This is a genomic window from Verrucomicrobium spinosum DSM 4136 = JCM 18804, from assembly GCF_000172155.1.
Taxonomy (GTDB): Bacteria; Verrucomicrobiota; Verrucomicrobiia; order Verrucomicrobiales; family Verrucomicrobiaceae; genus Verrucomicrobium; species Verrucomicrobium spinosum.
In genome coordinates, this window is sequence record NZ_ABIZ01000001.1 from 7,119,799 (window position 1) to 7,138,740 (window position 18,942).

The following is an 18,942-nucleotide window of genomic DNA, read 5'->3' on the forward strand; positions in this document are numbered from 1 at the left end:
AATCATGAGCAGCGGGTTGCATGCTCAACGTTGAAAGGACCTCCGCGCCGTGGTTGGAGTTCCGCCTTTAGGCGGGTCAATAACCAATGTGCCCATGACACCCTTTTTCGCTCGACAATACGCCGACTCAAGTCGGTACGCCAACCCCGCTACGGACCATCTGAGGAAACTCGGGAATGTATTACCGCGCCATGGGCCTGAAAGGCCCCGAGGCACCTCCCAGCATCATGCCCCGGCATTCTTTTGCGGCTTCTTCCTCGCCGCAGGCACTGCCTTCGTCCCTTTCAAAACATCCGGCTCCACGGTGTTGGGCTGCGCTGCACCCGCCGTACTACGCCCGTCTGCCACATATTTCTCCAGCAATTTCGTGAGCCGCTCCACCACCTCGGGCTGTTCCGCCTGGACATTCTTTGTCTCAGCAGGATCGACCGACAGGTCATACAACTGCACCCGGGCCGCCCCCGCATCCTCTTGGGCCGGGCGCGGGTCGCTCCACCCACCGGAGCCGGGGCAGAGCTCCAGTTTCCACGAACCCTGCCGGATGGAGAACGCACCCGTGATGGAGTGGTGCACCACCGCCTCGCGCACCGGGGAATCCTGCCCCATCATCGCAGGCAGCAGGCTCACGCTGTCCTCCGCGGCATCCGCTGGCAACTTGACCCCCAGGGCATCCGCACAGGTGGCGGTGAGATCCACCAGACATACTGGATGGGCGTAGCTCGTGCCGGGCCTCACCACCGCCGGCCACTGCACGAGGAAGGGCACACGATGACCGCCTTCATAGATGTCCGCCTTCGTGCCACGCCATGCTGCACTGGGGTTGTGCCCCTTCGCGGTGAGGGTGGGGTAGTCCGCGCTGGGGGAGCAGCCATTGTCACTGGTGACGATGAGCAGGGTGTTTTCCTCGATCCCCTTCTCTTTCAGCGCCGCCGCCACCTGGCCGATGGCATCATCCGTCTCCATGACGAAGTCCGCATAGGGATTAAGCCCGCTGCGGCCCTGCCATTCCTTGGAAGGCATGATCGGGGTGTGAGGTGAAGCCAGCGGGAGGTAGAGGAAAAACGGCTGCTTTGCCTCCGCCTGCGTGTGCACATACTGCACGGCCCTGCTGGTCAGTTCAGGCAGCACTCCGGCACCATCAAAGCCCGGCGAGCCCGGGCCCTCGCGCGTCCAGCTTTCCTTGCCGCCCTTGTTCATGGGCAGCTTGATCATGGCGGAAGGCGACTGGGTGACGCGGTCGTTCTCGATGAAACAATACGGCACCATGTCGAGCGAGGCACTGATGCCGTAGTAGTAGTCAAAGCCCACACTGTTGGGTCCATTGGTGATAGGCTGGTCATAGTCCACATTCCGCACCTGATCCGGCTTTTCGATGCCCAGCTCAGTCACTTCCTTGCCCGGGAGCTTCACCCAGTCCATCCCGAGGTGCCATTTGCCTATGCATGCCGTGGCATAGCCCTCGGACTTGAGGAACGACGCGACCGTCAGGCGCCCGGGCTCGATCAACCGGGGGCTCAGCCCACCCAGCACTCCGTTTTGCAATCGTGACCGCCAGTTGTAGCGTCCCGTCATCACCCCATAGCGAGTCGGCGTGCAGACGGATGAACTGGTGTGAGCATCGGTGAACTTCATGCCTCGCGCAGCGATGGCGTCCATCTGCAGTGTCGCGATCTTGCCCTCGGGGTTGAAGCACTTCACATCGCCATAGCCGAGATCATCACAGAGAATGAAGACCACATTGGGCCGGGTGGCAGCATGGGTGCCCATACAGTCAAAGGCAGCCAGCAGGGGGAGCAGGAAGAGGGCACGCAGTCTCATGAAAAAGGGAGTGAAGAGCCGGGTGGGAGAACGACCAGAGATCTGGCTTCTTTCTGGCCTTGATCCATTCGCCGGGGATTGACGGCTTATCCGCCTGTGGGTTACTGGAATCGCGTGATCACCAGCACCCGCAGCTTCCGCCTCGAAATGCTCCAAGTGGCCCGCCTTGCGCCCAAGGTACTGGGGGACTCGGCAGAGCTTGTGGCAGGGTTTCTGCAACGGCACCTCACTCCCGAAGGAGGCTTTGCCGACCGGGCAGGACGCCCGGATTTGTATTACACCGTGTTTGGCCTGGAGTCGCTCCTGGCACTGCGCAAGGAAGCCTCTCTGGAGGCGACGCGCGCCTATGTGCAGTCGTTCGGCGATGGTGCGGGCCTCGACTTTGTGCACCTGTGCTCCCTGGCCCGCTGCGCAGCCAATCTGGGACGTGACGTGCTCACAGAAGAAGTGAAGACAGGCCTGGCCGCCCGCATTGAAGCCTACCGCACTCCTGACGGCGGGTACCATGGCTCACCCGGCAAGAGTGATGGCTCCGCCTATGGCGATCTCCTGGCATGGGGTGCGTACTCGGATCTCGCCCTGCCCATGCCGGAGGAACATGGCCTGCTGCAATCCCTGCTGACGCTGCAGCTTCCCGATGGCTCCTTTGCCAACGAACGGGACATGCCCCAAGGCACCACGCCTACAACCGCAGCCGGCGTCATCCTGTGCAGCCATCTGGGCCACAAGCCAAGCCCTCTCACCGGGGAGTGGCTCATGAAGCAGGCCCACGCCGGGGGCGGCTTTCTGGCGGTGCCTGGAGCCCCCCTGCCGGATCTGCTGAGCACGGCCACAGCGCTCCACGCATTGGAGAGCCTGCAAACCAACTGGCAAGTCCTTCGTGAACCCAGCCTGGATTTTGTGGACAGTCTGTGGAATGCGGAAGGTGGATTTCACGGTCACTGGGCAGACGATGATCTGGATGTGGAATACACTTCCTATGGCCTCCTTGCGTTGGGTCATCTGAGCAGCTAGACGATCGGACTTTTATCTTGCCTTCCTTTCGCGCGAAATTTAAGGTACATTAGAAGTCGCACTTGGCTTCATAGTCGTTCACCTCAACCTCGCTCCCAGTCAGTTCGCGTTCTTTCACCCGCACACGCTGTGTGCGGTCACTCCCAGCGTCATGGCGTTCTCCTTCCGCAGCTTCTTCGGCAAAGACAAACCGGACAACGGTTCGGCAGGAAGCTCCGCGATGACATCCTCCCCACAGTCGCATCAGGGAGGCTACCCCTTTCAGAAGGGGAACCAGACTGGCACCTACTCCACCAAGGACGTCTTTCTGGGCGCGTCCACGCCAGCGAACGGCAACGGGGCCAGTTACCACGGATCCAGCCCCTTTTCGCCCGCCATCTCCGTGCCGAGTACTGGCCTGACGGTGGAAGACATCCTGCCTTCCCTGCCGCCGGATGTGGCGAAGCCCGGTGGCGTGCCTCCGGGACAGCCCCTGCAGATTCCCAATGAGCTGCTGGAGCGGGCTCTGCGCAGCGGCCAGGCGGCGCTGCCGTTGTTCGAGATTTATCGGGTGTGTCCGGCACTGTTCCGCACGCCGATTGCCCCGCAAGATGCCAGGTTCGTGGCCCTGCCTCCTCATAAACTGGGCGGTCTGGCGGCGCTGATGCACAAGCAACTGCCCCCGCAGGCCCCTGCCCCGGCACCCCATGCCGGTCAGCCCCTCTTCATGGGGGGCAACCCCTTTCAGGAAGCGGCCGAACCTCCTGCTGGTGGCACCTCCGGAGGAACCACCTTGTTTCATCCGTCTCCGTTCCATGCCGAAGGCGTGAACGTCCCCGCGCAGCCGATGCCGCCGTCCACGGTGCAGACGCCTGTCAGTGCCTTTAGTCAGTTTGGTGCCCCGGCACCTGCCGAAGCCCCCGCGTCGGCCGCAGACGAGCGGAGCGGCACGCCTCTGCCGAACGCCCTGACCGGGAACCCGTTCGCTCCCTCTCCGGCAGTCACCAGTTCCAGCTCCACCGCTCCCTTCCCTCCGATGCCGGGAGGGGCCGGCCAGCCCTTTGCACCCTTCGGACAGCCGGCACCCGCCGCTTCTCCTTTTGGCACCTCGAACCCGGAGCCCATGCCTCCCGTGCCGGCGTTTTTCGGCACCCCGGCGGATCAATCAGAACACGCTACGCCGACAGCTGCCCCCCCGGCCATCTCGCCACCCGTTTCCCCGCTGTTCACCTTCAGCCATTCCGCTCCGACTTCACCAGCCTTTGCTGGTCAGCCGACTCCGGCGCCTGCGAGCCCATTTGGCAATTTCCTCCCGGAGAATCCGCCAGCTTCTCAAGACGCCTTCCTTCCGCCACCGACCAGCGCCCCCCAACCGCTGTCCCAGCCCCAGTTTCCCACTGCTGCACCCAATCCCTTCTTCCAACCACCCTCAACCACGAGCGGCAGCGCCGGGGTTCCTCCGACTCTGACACCCGCTCCAGGTCAGGCCGTGAATCCTTTTGCCTCTTTCGGTCTGCCTTCGGCACCTCCGGAACCAGTGCCTGCGCCATCGGTCCAGCCGAAGGCAGCGGAATCAGCTCCGCCCCACGGGGCAGCCTCCTGGCAGGCATTTGCTCCCGCCCCGGCACCACCTTCCGTGCCAGAGGTGCCGTCTGGCCCCTTCGGCAACGCCTTCAGCCCTGGCCCGAGTGCGTTCCCTGAAGCCCCCCCAGCACCAGCCAGCGCCAACCCCTTTGATCGCATCAAGGCTCTGGGCTCGCTGCCGGACCCCTCTGCGAATGCAATGCCGGCAGCACCCCATGGATTGTTTGGCCCCGCTCCCGCTCCAGTCTCCGCAACTCCCCAGCCCACCGTACCGGCTCCTCCGACACCCCCTCCCGTTTTCTCAGGGGTTCCTGGCCCCCTAGCTGAGGGGACTCCTGCCTCGGCTCCTCCGCCTGCTCCCGCCAAGGAGAAGGCCGTCTTCAGTCTGGCGACAGTGTTGTCCCGATGCTCGGAGCAGGAAATCGGCGTGAAGCCCGAGCAAATTCCCTCCTGGATCACCGTGGGCTTCCCAGTCACAACGTTGGTGGACCAGCTTGCCAGTGGAAGAGTTATCGTGAAGCTGGCGGAGATCATGCGTGGTCTCGAACCCGAGTTCCGCAGCATCATCTCCCCCTCCCGGCCAGACATTGTGGTGGAACTGCCCATCAACGACGTCTTCCACGCCCTGCCCTCGACCGCCACGCCCGCAGGCCTGCCGCTTGCCCAGCTGACGCCGCAACCGGTTCCGGCCGGGGCTCCCGCACCGCCCGTCACCAAGTCCGCAGACATGCTGGGCAGCGAGGCACTGGCAGCGATGGCCGCCTTTAAGCCCGCTTCGGCTGCCAATTCACCTGAAAGTCAGGCTGCCCTGCCCTCCCTCTTCAATCCGCTCAGGCCCGAGGACAAGGAAACCACTTCCAAACTCCCCTCTGGCGTGCCCTGGCCGTTTGAAGCCGCCCCCGCCCTGCCGGGGCCTGAGACTCCCGCTGCCGCGTCTCAGGCAATGTTTTTTGGGAATCCCATTGCGACGGAGGATCCGCCCGCCATCCCGCCACCCTACCATCAGCAGCCCAAGGCGGAGCCCGTTTTCACTCCTGAACCTGCGTCCCCTCTCTTCCAGTCCACGAGTACCCTGCTGGGGCTGCCCGTGGATCCCCCGGCCAGCAGCCGTTCCATCCGCTCCGAGGCCATCTCCTTCGGACCCGGAGTCAAGGCAGAGTTTACCGCGACTCCGCCCGCCCAACTCCGCGCCAGCCGGGACCGCAACAAACAGCTCCTGCTGCGCGTGCTGCTGAGCACCGAGGATGATCTGGAACTGGAGGACGTCATCCGTCTTACCGGCGCGCTCCCCGGTGTGTCAGCCGCCGTCTGCCTGCAGGAAGGCACGATCATGGGGTATGCCAGCAACGGCACTAGCGAGGCGGAAAACTTCATCCGCCAGGCCACCCAGATCTACGGACACCTGCAGCCCTTGATCCAACTGACCGGCATCATGGATACAGAGACCCTGAGCATGAAAAGCGACCAGCTCATGGCCTCCTTCTCCCTGCAGGGTGAACTCGTGCTGGGCGTGCTGCACGACCCGGGCAAGAACGAGCCGACCCTGCGCGAGCGCATCACCCTCATCGCCCGCGAGCTCAAGTCTGTCGTGGGTGCCGCCTCCTGAATTTCCTTCAACCCGTCTTCATCCATCCCTTCCCATGGCTGTGATTCACGCCGACCGCAGGACGGTCAACTTCAAGATCGTCTATTGCGGCACCCCCATCGGCGGCAAGACCACCAACTTGCAACACATCCACGCGTGCCTGGACCCGAAATCACGCGGGGAGCTCGTGAGTCTTTCCACCACGGCGGACCGCACCCTGTTCTTTGACTTCCTCGCTGTGGAGGCCCCCATTCTGAATGGCTACACCGCCAAGTTCCAGCTCTACACGGTGCCGGGACAAGCCGTGTACAATGCCACCTACCAGCTGGTGCTCCAGCAGGCGGACGGGCTGGTGTTTGTGGCAGACTCCCAGATGGACCGCATGCGGGAGAACGTCCAGGCCTGGGACAACTTCCGGAACAACCTGCGGCTCAACGGGCAGTCCCTCGACGAACTGCCCCTGGTCATCCAGTACAACAAGCGCGACCTTCCCAACGCAGCGCCGGTGGAATACCTGGAGTACCTCATCAACCAGAGCACGCTCCGTTGCCAGAGCTTCGAGGCCAGCGCGGCACGAGGACATAACGTCCTGACCACGCTCAACGCCATCTCCCACGAAGTGCTTGGCCGCTTCATGGCCAAGATGCAGCAGGGCCAGGTGCCCCAGTCCATGGCCGGCCGATCCTCCAGCGCCGCTGCGATGGCAGGCGTCTGACACCACGAGGGCAGGCAGTCATCGGGCAAATAACGCCCATCCCTCCCGTGAGTTTGATCAGATTTCACCCGCTGCAGTGAGACATCTGGGAGACTGAGTGTGCATGATGAAATCTAATCCATGCTGCCAACCCTTCCGCAATGCCTTTAGAATGGGCAAAGCGCCAGGTTCTATGAAATAGATGCCGGGTCCCCGGCTGCACGAACCCGCGGTCACCAGGGGATTGGCACGCATGGTGCAAGGTCGCTGAGGCTTCGCTTCAACCTTCCTCTCCCATCCATGCATCCCACCTCGCTCAAGAGACCCTCCCTCGCGGGAAAATCCTGCCATGCGGCCATTGCAGCCTGCCTTCTTTGCGCCACGCTTGCCCCGGCCCAGAACCCTTCACCAGCGACCGGCAGCCTCGCAGAGGAGGTCGAACTTCCCACGGTAACCGTCACGGCGGAGACCGCCCTGCGAACCACTGAAGACCTCCGGAACATCCCTCAGTCTGTCACCGTGGTGGACAAGGAGACGCTGGAACGTCGGCAAGCGCGCACTCCGGTGGAAATGCTTCAGGAGGAGCCCGGGGTGTGGGCAGTCAGTGTGGCTGCCCAGGGCTCTCCCATCCTGCGTGGCCAGATCGGCAACCGCGTGCTCTACCTCTGGGACGGCATTCGCATCAACAACGGAGCCCTCTTTGGTGGCCCCAACGGTTTTTTCAACCAGTTCCCGGTCGGTGCGGTGGATCACATGGAGGTCATCAGGGGTGCCGGGGCCGTACAATATGGCAGTGACGCCATCGGAGGCGTGATCAACATCTTCTCAAAGCGGGCAGACTTTACGGACACGGTGCAAACCGGCGGCGAGCTCTACGGTCGCTACGGCACTAATGATCGCGAAAACACAGAGACCTTCGATTTCCACGTCACCGGTCCCACCATGGCCTTCTCCGCAGGCCTTACTCACCAGGATGTGGACGACTACCGCGGCCCTGGTGAGGGTCGGTTGAGCCCCACCGGGTTTGAAGCTCTGGGTGGCTATGCCAATCTTGCCTTCCGGCCGGCCGAGGGGCACACTTTCCGCCTCTCCTGGATTCACAACGAACGGGAAGATGTGGACAGCTACGTACAGTCCAAGCTGAATGCGAACGGTGTCCCCCGGCTCTTCAGCCCCACCGAGCGCCGTGGCATCGTGAAGTTTGACTACACAGCCGAGGACCTGGGTTCGTGGAGTCAAGAACTCAAGGTGTACGGGTACTACCAGTACTATGATGGCGTTCGTGATCGCCGGGTGCAGAGCGGCTCCACCATGACCACCACCCGCACGGACACTGAGCAGGATGTCCTCGGGGCGGGCATTCAAAACGCCGCGCAGTGGGGCAGGACACGGCTGATCTACGGCATGGACTACCGCCGGGAAGACCTCGGCTCCACGCTCACCCAGACGACGCGCCGCCCGGGTTCCACAACGGTTGCAGAGCCTTTTGGCAATACTCCTGACGGCAACTACGATGTGTTCGATGCATTCACCACACTGGAGTTCCGCCCCACAGACGCCCTCCTGCTCTCGGTCGGTGCCCGCTTTGAAAACTCCCATCTCGACTCCGGCCCCGTAGCGAGGGATGTCATTCCGGACGCCGGCTATGATGTGGACGACCTGCGCGTGGACAAGTCCTGGCAGTCGGTGACATGGAACATCGGTGCCATCTACAGCCTCAACAAAGAGTGGGACCTCGTGGCCAACATCGGCTCCGGCTTTCGCGCTCCGACTTACTCTGATCTCCTGAGTGCCGGACCCCCAGTGTTCTCCAGCAGAGTCGCCTCACTGCCCAGCCCCGACCTGGATCCTGAGAAGTCCATCTCCTACGAGGTTGGGCCCCGGTTCCACTCGCAACGCACCTCCGCCTCCCTTGTGGGGTATTGGACCCAGCTCTACGATCTCGTGGCTACGGAAACCTCAGGCACGGTGGTGATCCCTGGCCAGGGCACGTTTGAGGCGCAACGGAAGTCCAATAATGGGGAAGGCTATGTGGCAGGTGTTGAGTTTGCCCTCACCTACGATCTTGATGACAACTGGACGCTCTTTGGCAATGCCACCTACACCTATGGTGAGGATACCAATGCCAATGCCCCACTGCGCTTCATGCCACCCTTGTATGGCGTGGTGGGGCTCCGGTACACCGCTCCCTCCCGCCGTTGGTGGGTGGAGGTGGTGGAGGTCCTCGCCGACCGCCTCCGCCGGCACGCCCCCACCGATGAGCAGGATGCCGGCTTCTCCACCGATCCGGCCTATGGCTCCCCCAACAGCTCCAACAACCCGCCTCTGCGGGATGACTACGAGATCCCCGGCTGGGCAGTGACGAATGTCCGCACCGGCTTCAACATCTGGCAGCGCGACAACCGGTCCTTTGACGTCACGGTGGACTTCAACAATGTTTTTGATACCCGCTACCGGGAGGCTTACTCCCAGCAGCAGAAGGTGGCTCCGGGCTTTGGGGTTGTTGTGGGCGCACGGTTGACCTTTTAAGCCATGCCTCCATCACGCCTCCTCTGGGGTGGGTTGTTCGCGGCGCTGCTGTTGGGCAGCGCCGCTCTTCCCCTTCAGTCAGCCACCGCCCCGCCTCCTCCCACAAAGATCGCCTTTGTAGGGGTATGGGACCGGTCCATGGCCTTGGTGGATGCCGCCTGCCGCGAGCAGGGCCTGGCAGCCGTCTTTGCCAGGGCGGGTGAGTTTGGCAGGAGCACGGAGGCGGAGAATCCGGAGACGTTTCCTCTGGTCATGGTCTTGAACTTGGAGGCCGCCGAATCTCCCGGCCTGACAGACAGACTGAAAGCCACCAGGGAGAAAAACCCCCAACAGCGGGTGCTGGCCCTGGACACGCGGAGCAGTCATGTGGAGCTGGACAAGGCGGGCCTCCTGGAACAGGACCCAAAACTGATGGCCTACTGGCGGGCCAATGGTCCCGTCAACCTGAAACGCCTGATGCAATACTGCCGCGTGACCTACCTGGGCGCAGAAGGCGTGATCGAGCCGCCGGTGATCATTCCGGAGTTTGGCTATTATGATCCTGATCACGAGGCGTCGTTCGAGGAGTTCACCGCCTACCGCGAATTCAAACGATCCAGGCACCGGTGGAAGGAAGATGCGCCCACCGCGGTGATCATCATCCAGCAGTCTTTCTGGATCACACGGGACCTGAAGGTGGTGAACGCCCAGATCACCGCTCTTGAAAAACAGGGGTTGAATGTCGTGGTGGTGTTTGGAGATCGCGAAGGACGCATGACAGAGCTGGTGAAAGCCGCCCACCCCACGTTGCTTGTTGAGGACCGGCATGGCTCCATGTGGCAGAGCAATGCCGTGATCAAGGAACTGGATGTGCCTTACCTGCGGCCCATTTCCATGCTGGGGTACACCGTGGATGAATGGCGGAAGGATCCCCGCGGGCTGTCTGTGAGGGATGTGGGCATGTTTATGTCCCTCCAGGAATCCTGGGGCACCATCGAGCCCGTGGTGGTGGGCGGCTTGCATGCGAACATCCAGGGCTTTCGGCTCCATGAGCCCATACCTGATCGCATTGAAGCCTTTGCGGCCCGTGCCGCCCGCTGGGCAAGGCTCAAGACGAAGCCTGCCGCCGGGAAGAAGCTGGCCCTCATCTACTACAACAAGGGGCTCGGACAGGATGATCTGGTTCGCGGCAGCCCCACAGGCGCCTTTCTGGACGGGCCGGAGAGCCTGGTGCGCTTTCTGCCGAGGCTGCAGCAGGCTGGATACCAGGTCAAAGACCTGCCCGCCTCCGCAGCAGAACTCATCTCAACGATGAAAAAGCGCGGCCGCAATCTCGGCCCATGGGTGCAGGGCGACCTTGAGAAACTTGCCGATGAAGGCAATCCCGTGCTGATCCCCCTTTCGACGTATCAGCGCTGGTTTCAGGAAAAACTAAACGAGGCCGGCCGGAAGGCGGTGGTGGAGAAATTCGGCCCGCCCCCGGGACGTCTCATGGTGGTGAAGCGCAATGGCGAGCCCCATCTGGTGATCCCGCGCATCGACCTGGGGAACGTGATCCTCACGCCGCAGCCTGAGCGGGGTGAGAAACAGGATGACAAGCTTTTGCACTCCCGGGATGTGCCCCCACCTCACAACTACCTCGCCTTCTACTGGTGGCTGGAGGAAGGATTCCACGCCGACGCCATCGTGCACTGGGGCACGCACGGCACTCTGGAACTGCTGCCCGGCAAAGAAGCGGGGCTCTCAGAAGATTGCTGGAGTGACATCTGCGTGGACCGGTTGGCGGTCGTGGACCTCTGGATCACTGACAATCTGGGTGAGTCCACGCTCGCCCGTCGCCGCTCCTATGCCGCGCTCGTGGATCACATGGTACCGCCTGCCGTGGGTGCCGGATTGAAGGATGAGTTCAAAACCCTGCACGACGACATTCACAAGTTCAACACTCTGGAAAACGGACTGCTGCGGGAGGAGTTCAGGAAACGCATCAGCCAGCAGGCACGTGCGGAATCCCTCCATGACATCGCCAAAGCATCTGCGGGAGAGGACCCGTATGCCGACGAGGCGATTGCCCGGGTGGACCAACACCTGCACGAGCTCTATGATTCCCAGACCCCGCTACGACTTCATGTCCTGGGCCAGCCGCCCGTAGCTGAGGATCTGGCACCGTACCTCGTTTCCATCCTTGGAGAGGGCTTTCTGCAGCATCTGGGTGATGCCAGTCCCTTGATCAAGAATCTGGCCCCGGAGAAACAACAGCAGCGCGACGCGGCAGCTCATCTCCTGGGCGGGGTGCTTGATGGCAAAGCAAACCCACCCTTCACCCCGACTCCTGACCTTGAAAGGGATCTGGCCTTCGCCCGGGAGATGAAAGACCGGCTCATGCAGGCAGATCGCGAGATCACGGGCATGCTCCATGCACTGGCGGGCGGATACATTGAAGCAGGCCCGGGTCCTGAGCCCATTCGCAACCCCTCCACCGTGCCCACGGGGCGGAATCTTTATTCCCTCAATCCCGAAGAGATTCCCAACAAGGCAGCATGGGAGGTGGCCCGGAAACTCGTGGACGATCTCCTGGCCACCCGGCACCCCAAGAAGATCGCCATGGATCTCAATGGCATGGAAACCATGCGCGACTATGGTGTGATGGAAGGCCAGATCCTCTATCTCCTGGGTGTGCGCCCGGTGTGGAACCGGAGCAATCTGGTGATCGATGTTGAACTCATTCCCGCAGAGGAACTCAAACGCCCGCGTGTGGATGTGTTTGTGGCCATGGGAGGACAGTACAAAGAAAACTTCCCCTCCCGCGTGACCTTGCTGGACAAAGCCGTGAAGCTGGCCGCCTCCGCACCGGAAGCAGGCAACCCCGTGAAGGCAAGCGTGCAGGCCATGGAGGCACGGTTGCAGCAGCGCGGCTTTTCCAGCGCCCGGGCCAGCCAGTTCGCCGGAGCCCGCATTTTTGGCACCAAACCCGGCAACATGACCGGTACCAACATCCTGCATCTCGTGCCCCGCTCAGGGGTGTGGGACAAACCCGACGAGATCACCGGGGTGTACATGGACAACATGAGCTTCGTGTACTCTGGTGACGTCTGGGGGGAGAAGATTGAAGGGCTCTACGAAGAAGCGCTCCAGGGCACGGACACGATTCTCCGGGTCTGGGCCTCGAACATGACAAGCCAGCTCTCCAATCACCATGCTTATGAGTACCTGGGTGGACTCAATATGGCAGTGAAGAAAGTGACTGGCAAAACACCGCAGGCTCTCATCGCGGATGTGCGCAGTCCCTCAGGAGCCCGGGTGAGGGACTTCGAGGAAGTGCTGGCCACCAACCTAAGATCGGAACTCCTCAACAGAAAATGGCTGGAGGGCATGAAGGGCCACGACTATGCCGGGGCAGGACACATCACCGAGCTGGTAAAGAACTCCTTCGGTTGGTCCGTCACCCGCCCGGAGAGCATCTCACAAGACACGTGGAAGGACATCTACGAAGTGCTCGTCAAAGACCGGTACGAACTCGGCCTGGAGGCCTGGTTTGAAAAGGTCTCTCCACACGCCCGGCAGGAAATCACCGCCACCCTGCTGGAGGCAGCCCGCAAGGGCTTGTGGCAGGCCACCCCTCAGCAGATCGAAGACCTCTCCCGGATTTACGCGGAGTCCATTCAGCGTCACGGTGAATCAGGCGGACTGGTCGGCGGCGGGAACACCCGCCTCGTGGACTACTCCACTAAAGCTCTTCAGATGACCGGGGCCGACGACGATGCCCGGCGCGTGGCCGCGATGCAGGAATCCCTGGCTCAATCTGCCGGAGGCGAATCCAAGGAGAAAGTTGCGGGAACGAAGCTGGACCAGAAGCCCGTGCAAGAGACACGGCAGGAACTGGAGCCCCCCGCCACCAAGCCCCAGCTCTGGAAGTACGCCGCAGCGACGCTGCTGGCACTTCTGCTCGCGGCAGGCTTCTTCAAGAAATCAGGTGCCCTATGATGGAACTCATTCAAAACTCCCTCCACCTGCTGTCCAACACGCTTCTGCTGCCCACTCTGCTGACCATGTTGGGACTGACGGCCTGGACCGCACTCCTGACGGGTGGACTGCTTCGTGAGGCCTGCATGCGACCACGGGTTCGCGGACTCCTCCGCCGTGCCTCAAGTCTGGCCAGGGTTCAGCCAACAACCTCAGCCCAGGCCTCACCTACCATACAAACCATGGAAGCCCTGCGCAGTTGCCCGGTGGGAATTCCCGCACGATTCATTGAGCGTCTGGGCGACGCCCATGATGACCGGCTGGAATGCCACAAGGCACTGGAGGATGTGGAGTCTGATGTCGCCGCAGCCCTGGCCAGGCTCACCTGGCTCACTCGAGTGGCCCCCATGCTGGGACTCATGGGCACCCTCATTCCGCTGGGTCCGGCTCTGACCGGCCTGGCAGCTGGAGACATGGCGATGCTCTCTGGAAACCTCGTGGTGGCGTTCACCGCCACGGTCATCGGCGTACTCATCGGTTGCGTTTCCTTCTCGCTCGGCCTCGTGCGGCGCAACTGGTACCAGCGCGACATGAGTGACCTCGAATACATCATTGCCCGTCTGCATCCGCCACCTCCCACCTCCAAAAGTATATGATCCGCAAAAAAAGAAAGTGGGATGACGCCAGCGACGAAGATCCGGGTGCCGGATTGCTGAACCTCTTTGACGTCTGGATCGCCTTTGCCGTAGCCCTGCTGCTCGCGCTCGTCAGCTATGACACCCTGGCCCAAAAAGCCAGCACCTCCCGCACCGTCACCGTGATCAAAAACGAAGGCACTCCCGAGATGGAGATCATCACCAAAGAGGGACAGAAGATGGAGCGCTATCGCGCCAGCACGGAAACGCTCGGCGGAGATGGCGAACGGCTCGGTACGGCGTACCGCTTGAAGTCAGGGGAAGTCATCTATGTGCCGGAATCGGCCATGCCCAAATCAGCCCCCGGTCCGTAGTCACGGCATGGAGGGATCACGGAAATGAGCCGATGGTGACATTGGGACCTGGCGGGCCGAGGAATTCTCCGCGCCCGCACCGCCTACCGCGCCAGAGCCAACGCATTGGCCTGACGCACTGCCCACTGACACACTGGTTCATCTCACTTCGCTTCCAGTTTCAAATAATCCAATCCCACCATGAAGGCCTGGGCCGCGGCAGGATTCGCACCGCTGATCTTCACCACCAGCTTGTGATCCCCCGGTTGCAACACATGGGTGCCCCAGTCCAGTTCTCCGGTGGAGATTACCGAGACGCTGTAAAGGTCCAGACTGGCCGCGGGAATGACCTCCCCGTCCAGGATCACCTCAATCGAGGCGTAGTCACGCGCTTTTGTGAGCGCAGCTTTGAGCGTGTACTTGCCGGCCTTGGTCACGGGAAGCGTGATCGCCATCGTCTCGCCGGGCGTGCCACCGGTCCACCAGAGCTGGCGCGCCTGGCTCCATTGGCCGCCAAAGCCACCCATGTTCTGGGCCCTCGCCTGCCCCTTGCTCACCGTGACTCCCTGCATGGTTTCCCCTTCGATCGCCCCTTCCACTTTGGCCGCCGCAGCGGCTCCCCCTCCGGCCGTCTGCTGCTGAAGGTACGCCACCAGATTCACCACCTGCTCCGGAGGCAGCGCGTCGAACTGGCCTTCGGGCATGGTGGAGAACTTCGAAATTTCGCGGCTTTTCACCTCTGCCTTCGTCAGGCTGAATTCCACCCCGCCCGGCATCACCACCTTGTACCCGCTGTCTGTCTCCTCCTGCACGATGCCGCTGAGCACGCGCCCGTCATTCATGGAGAAGAGGTTGAGCTGATACGCCTTGCCGATGACGGCATTGGGATCCAGCACGTTCTCCAGAAGATAGTCCAGATTGCCCCGGTTCGAGCCTGTCAGATCCGGTCCCACGTTCGCCCCTTCACCCAGCATGCGATGGCAGGCTCCGCAGGTGCCTCCGTACATCAGCTTGCCCTGGACCAGATCCGCCTTCTTGAGGCGTTCAGGAGTCAACAAGGCCTTGTACTTCGCCTTCCGTTGGGGCAGGTCCGCCTTGCTGGCGTTCACGGTGCCCCATACCTTTTCAATCAGGCCATCCACCTCCGGATTCTTGAGCGCCTGCAACTGCCGCACGAGGAAGGGCGACAAAGCATCCCGGGCAATGGACTTGTCTTCCACCCCTCTGAGAAGCGCCTGGGCCCCCGCAGCCGAAGATGCCAGCGTGGCCACGGCATCCGCCTTCTCGGCCGGAGCAAGCGAGGCATACACCTTCGTCAGAACGACCGGCGTCTCCGGATGTGAAAGGGACGCCAGCGCCTGCACCGCACTGCGGGTGAGCGCAGCATCTCCATTCACCACCAGCTGCTGCATGAGCACCGCACTTTGATCATCCCGCACCTGCAAAAGCACTTGCAGAGCACGGTCCCGACGTGAACCCGCAGCGGCCTTGTCCATCAACAACTCCCGGTGCTTCTGCACTGCGGCCGGGTCACCAAAGTACGCAGACAGTTCATCCACCAGCGCCTTCACCGGCTCGGAGGCTCCGGCGCGGAGTTTCCCTGAGATGCCTGCCCACTCTTTGGGCGCCGCGAGTTTCCCAGAACCCCTGGCGGAGGCCACCAGCAGGTTGAGCAGCCTCTCCCTTTCGCCAGCATCATCATTCACCGCTATGGCCGCCAGAATGGCCTGCCGCCCCTCATCGCTGCCCGCCATGCGGCGGTAGATGTATCCAGTCACCTGTTCAAGCTTGCTGGAGGCCGCAAGCTTCAGCCCTGCTTCGCCATCCGCCCCGACAAGAGGCTCAATGCCATACCAGAGCAGGAGCGGGATGTTCGGATCCTGCTTGTCTTCCTCGCGCCCGATCAAACCCAAAGCGATCTTGGATCGCTCTGGCAACGGAAGACGCTGCAGCAACGAAGCGAGCTCGCGACGCACCAGGGGCGACTTCTCCTGCTGGGCAAGTCGCTCCAAAGCATCGTGAAGGGCAGGCCGGTAAGCGATGCCCAACTGGCCCATCAGGCGCACCGACCAGGCACGCAACTCAGGCTCGGGCCGGTCCAGCAGGCTGGTCAGGAGAGTTTGCTCAACGGAGCCGATGACCGAAAGCCCCCACAAAGCCTTCAACCGGCGCTCCACCGGACCAGATCCATTCAGGGCTGCCCGCAGAGCGTCTTTGGCCGGGTCATCCACCCGCCCGTCTTCCGCCTTCTCCATCAACAGGCGCTGCGCCATCCTAGCCTGCCAGGAGTTCGAGGAGTCCAGGAGCATTCCGACCAGCGCCGTATCGCTTTTGCCCGCAGGCAGGTCCTTCGCCCATGCAGTGTTGAGCTGGTCATACACCACCCGGAAAATTCTGCCGTTTGTGCGGTTCCAGATCTGAACGTCCTTGTGGTGGCAGGTCTGCTCGTCATACCAGTCCGAGACATACAGCGCCCCGTCCGGCCCCACCCGCTGGGTCACGGGAATGAACCAGTGATCGTTCGACCTCATGAAATCCGGCCGGCGCTGCCCGGTGTACCCACTCAGGGCGGGCTCCACCGCATTGTGCACCAGGCGATGCCCGTGGAGGTTGCCAAAGAGCAGCGCGCCGCGGTAGAGTTCAGGGAAATTATCTCCCTGGTAGATGGCAAGCCCGCAGTGGGCATGGCCGCCGCCGGCCTGGTCGGTGCTGGCGGGCACAGCCAGGTTTTTCAGCTCCTTGCGATCGCCCCAGGCGGCATGGTCCTTGACCTCGCCGGCGTAGTGACGGTGCTCGGCGATGGTCTTGATGTCGTCATACGTGTAGGGGTTGAAATGCTGCCCTGCCTGCCGTTGATACCTTCCACCCGGCAGGATGTGGTAGAGGTGCGGGATGACACACGCGGTGACAAAGAACTCGCCGTGGTCATTGAAGTCCAGCCCCCAGGGATTGCTGGTGCCGTGGGCAAACACCTCAAACTTGTGCTGCGTGGGATGATACCGCCACACGCCGGCGTTCAGGGGCTGGCGCTCCTTGTCCGGAGTACCTGGCCTGCCCACCAAGGAGTGCGTGAAGACCCCATGACAGCCATAGAGCCAGCCATCCGGCCCCCAGATGAAGGAGTTCAACGTCTCGTGCGTGTCCTGGTTGCCCCAGCCGTCCAGCAGGGCCACGGGCTCCCCGTCCGGCTTGTCATCGTGATCCTTGTCAGGAATGAAGAGAAAGTTGGGAGCGGCCCCGATCCAGACACCACCGAAGCCCACCTCAATGCCACTCACGAGGTTGAGCTTTTCCATAAACACCTTCCGGGTCTCAAAGCTGCCATTGCCGTCCATGTCTTCAAAGATGAGGATGCGGTCCCTGCCCTCACCCGGCTTCGCTGGCTGGGGGTAGGTGTTCCCCTCCACCACCCAGATGCGCCCGCGCTCGTCCCAGCACATCGCAATGGGCTGCACCAGATCCGGCTCGGCGGCAATGAGGTCCACTTTGAACCCCTCCGGCACGACCATGTTCTTCACGGCATCCGCCGCTGACTGCCCCACGACATACGCCTCCGACCTGAGGGAATCCGGTCCATAGATCTTCCGCGGCTGGAACTGGGCGTACCGCGCTGCCTCCACCTGCTCGCGTTTCTGGACGAGGACATAACATCCCGCCTTGTTCCCGATGACCACGTCCACCAGCCCGTCACCATTCACATCACCCGTGGTGAGCTGCGTGCCCACCCCGCTGGCGCTGTCCATGAGATGGGGCACAAAGCTGACTCCGCCCTTCTTGTCCCGCTGCGTCTTGAACCAGTAGATGACCCGCGGGTCCCGCTCGTTGGGATCATGCCCGTTGTGCGCCCAGTAGCGCTTCCCGGTGATGATGTCCTTCAGACCGTCCCCGTCCACATCCACCAGCGCAAGGGCATGCGGCTGGCTGAAGCGCACGCCGTATTCATTCTCCCAGGGCTCCTGACCCACGATCGTGTGCTTGACCCAGCTCGGCCCATCGCCTCCCTTGCCGGCCTGGTTTTCAAACCACGCCACGCCGAACTGGTGCGCATTCAACGAGGAAACAACATCATTGTCTCCGTCTCCATCGAAGTCATAAGCGAACATCTGCGCCCCACCCCCGCCTGTGAGTTGAAAGGTCCTGGAGGGCCACACCGCCTCACCGGGCGTATTCTTCCACCAGCGTCGCGACTCCAGCAGATCCAGCCTGCCGTCACCGTCCACATCCCCCACTCCCATGCCGTGCGTGAAGCGCTGCACCTTCACGTCATCGGTTAGAGGAACAAACTCCCATTTCGCGTTTGAGTCCGCCGCCGGGGATGCGTAGCCAAAGCGGCCGTTCTGTGAGCACACAATTTCCGGTTTCCCGTCCCCGGTGATGTCCGTGAACTCCGGTGATTCATTGTCCACCACGTCCAGCACCACATGCATTTTCCAGGTGGCGGTGTTTGCGCCCGGGTTCTCATACCAGCGCGCCTCCTTGCCCGGGAAGCCCAGCACCAGCACATCCTGCCACCCGTCGCCGTTCAGGTCCGGCGTGTACACGAAGAAATTGTCTGAGTACCCGTTATTGGAGAACTCCTTGCCCGGATAGAAGGTGTGACGCTTCGTCAAGTCCGGTCCCTCCCACCAATACGGTCCGTACACGATGTCGCTTTTGCCGTCGCGGTTCAGATCACCGACGGCCGATCCTTCACCAAAGAAGCGGGTCTCCAGTTGTTGTTTTTCAAACCGGATCAGGGTCTCTGCCGATGCCGCACCAGCAAGAGCCAGCGTGGTCGTCAGAATGAGTGAAAGTCGGACATTGGCCATGGTA

General features: G+C 62.1%; 9 protein-coding genes. 7 read left to right on the forward strand and 2 right to left on the reverse strand.

Annotated elements, in window-relative coordinates; all coding sequences use genetic code 11:
- Positions 1-225: 225 nt before the first annotated feature.
- Complete coding sequence (locus VSP_RS28845) at positions 226-1,818, reverse strand: sulfatase family protein (RefSeq protein ID WP_009965101.1); 1,593 nt, start codon at positions 1,816-1,818, stop codon at positions 226-228.
- Between the two features lie 114 nt (positions 1,819-1,932).
- On the opposite strand from VSP_RS28845, the gene VSP_RS28850 reads away from it, so the two are divergent.
- From VSP_RS28850 to VSP_RS28880, 7 genes are all read left to right on the forward strand, one after another.
- A complete protein-coding gene (locus VSP_RS28850) occupies positions 1,933-2,832 on the forward strand; it encodes a prenyltransferase/squalene oxidase repeat-containing protein (protein ID WP_157211119.1) in 900 nt (299 codons plus the stop codon).
- Between the two features lie 151 nt (positions 2,833-2,983).
- Positions 2,984-6,001 carry a hypothetical protein gene (locus VSP_RS28855; protein ID WP_029190847.1) on the forward strand — a complete coding sequence of 1,006 codons (3,018 nt, stop codon included), beginning with the start codon at positions 2,984-2,986 and terminating at the stop codon, positions 5,999-6,001.
- A 34-nt stretch (positions 6,002-6,035) separates the two neighbouring features.
- Positions 6,036-6,695, forward strand: a complete 660-nt coding sequence (locus VSP_RS28860; protein WP_009965103.1) for a GTP-binding protein — start codon at positions 6,036-6,038, stop codon at positions 6,693-6,695.
- A gap of 279 nt (positions 6,696-6,974) precedes the next feature.
- Positions 6,975-9,203 (forward strand): TonB-dependent receptor plug domain-containing protein, encoded by a 2,229-nt coding sequence (locus tag VSP_RS28865; RefSeq protein ID WP_009965104.1) that lies wholly within the window; start codon positions 6,975-6,977, stop codon positions 9,201-9,203.
- Between the two features lie 3 nt (positions 9,204-9,206).
- The gene (locus VSP_RS28870; RefSeq protein ID WP_009965105.1) at positions 9,207-13,163 is read left to right on the forward strand and encodes a cobaltochelatase subunit CobN; all 3,957 of its coding nucleotides are present in this window, start codon (positions 9,207-9,209) and stop codon (positions 13,161-13,163) included.
- Positions 13,160-13,798 (forward strand): MotA/TolQ/ExbB proton channel family protein, encoded by a 639-nt coding sequence (locus tag VSP_RS28875; RefSeq protein WP_009965107.1) that lies wholly within the window; start codon positions 13,160-13,162, stop codon positions 13,796-13,798. Before VSP_RS28870 ends, VSP_RS28875 begins: the two co-directional genes overlap by 4 nt.
- Positions 13,795-14,151: a DUF2149 domain-containing protein gene (locus VSP_RS28880; RefSeq protein WP_009965109.1), complete on the forward strand. Its 357-nt coding sequence runs from the start codon at positions 13,795-13,797 to the stop codon at positions 14,149-14,151. The genes VSP_RS28875 and VSP_RS28880 overlap by 4 nt, the downstream gene beginning before the upstream one ends.
- Positions 14,152-14,294: 143 nt before the next feature.
- Here VSP_RS28880 and VSP_RS37875 read toward each other — a convergent pair whose 3' ends face one another.
- Positions 14,295-18,938 (reverse strand): PVC-type heme-binding CxxCH protein, encoded by a 4,644-nt coding sequence (locus tag VSP_RS37875; RefSeq protein ID WP_009965110.1) that lies wholly within the window; start codon positions 18,936-18,938, stop codon positions 14,295-14,297.
- Positions 18,939-18,942: the final 4 nt, after the last annotated feature.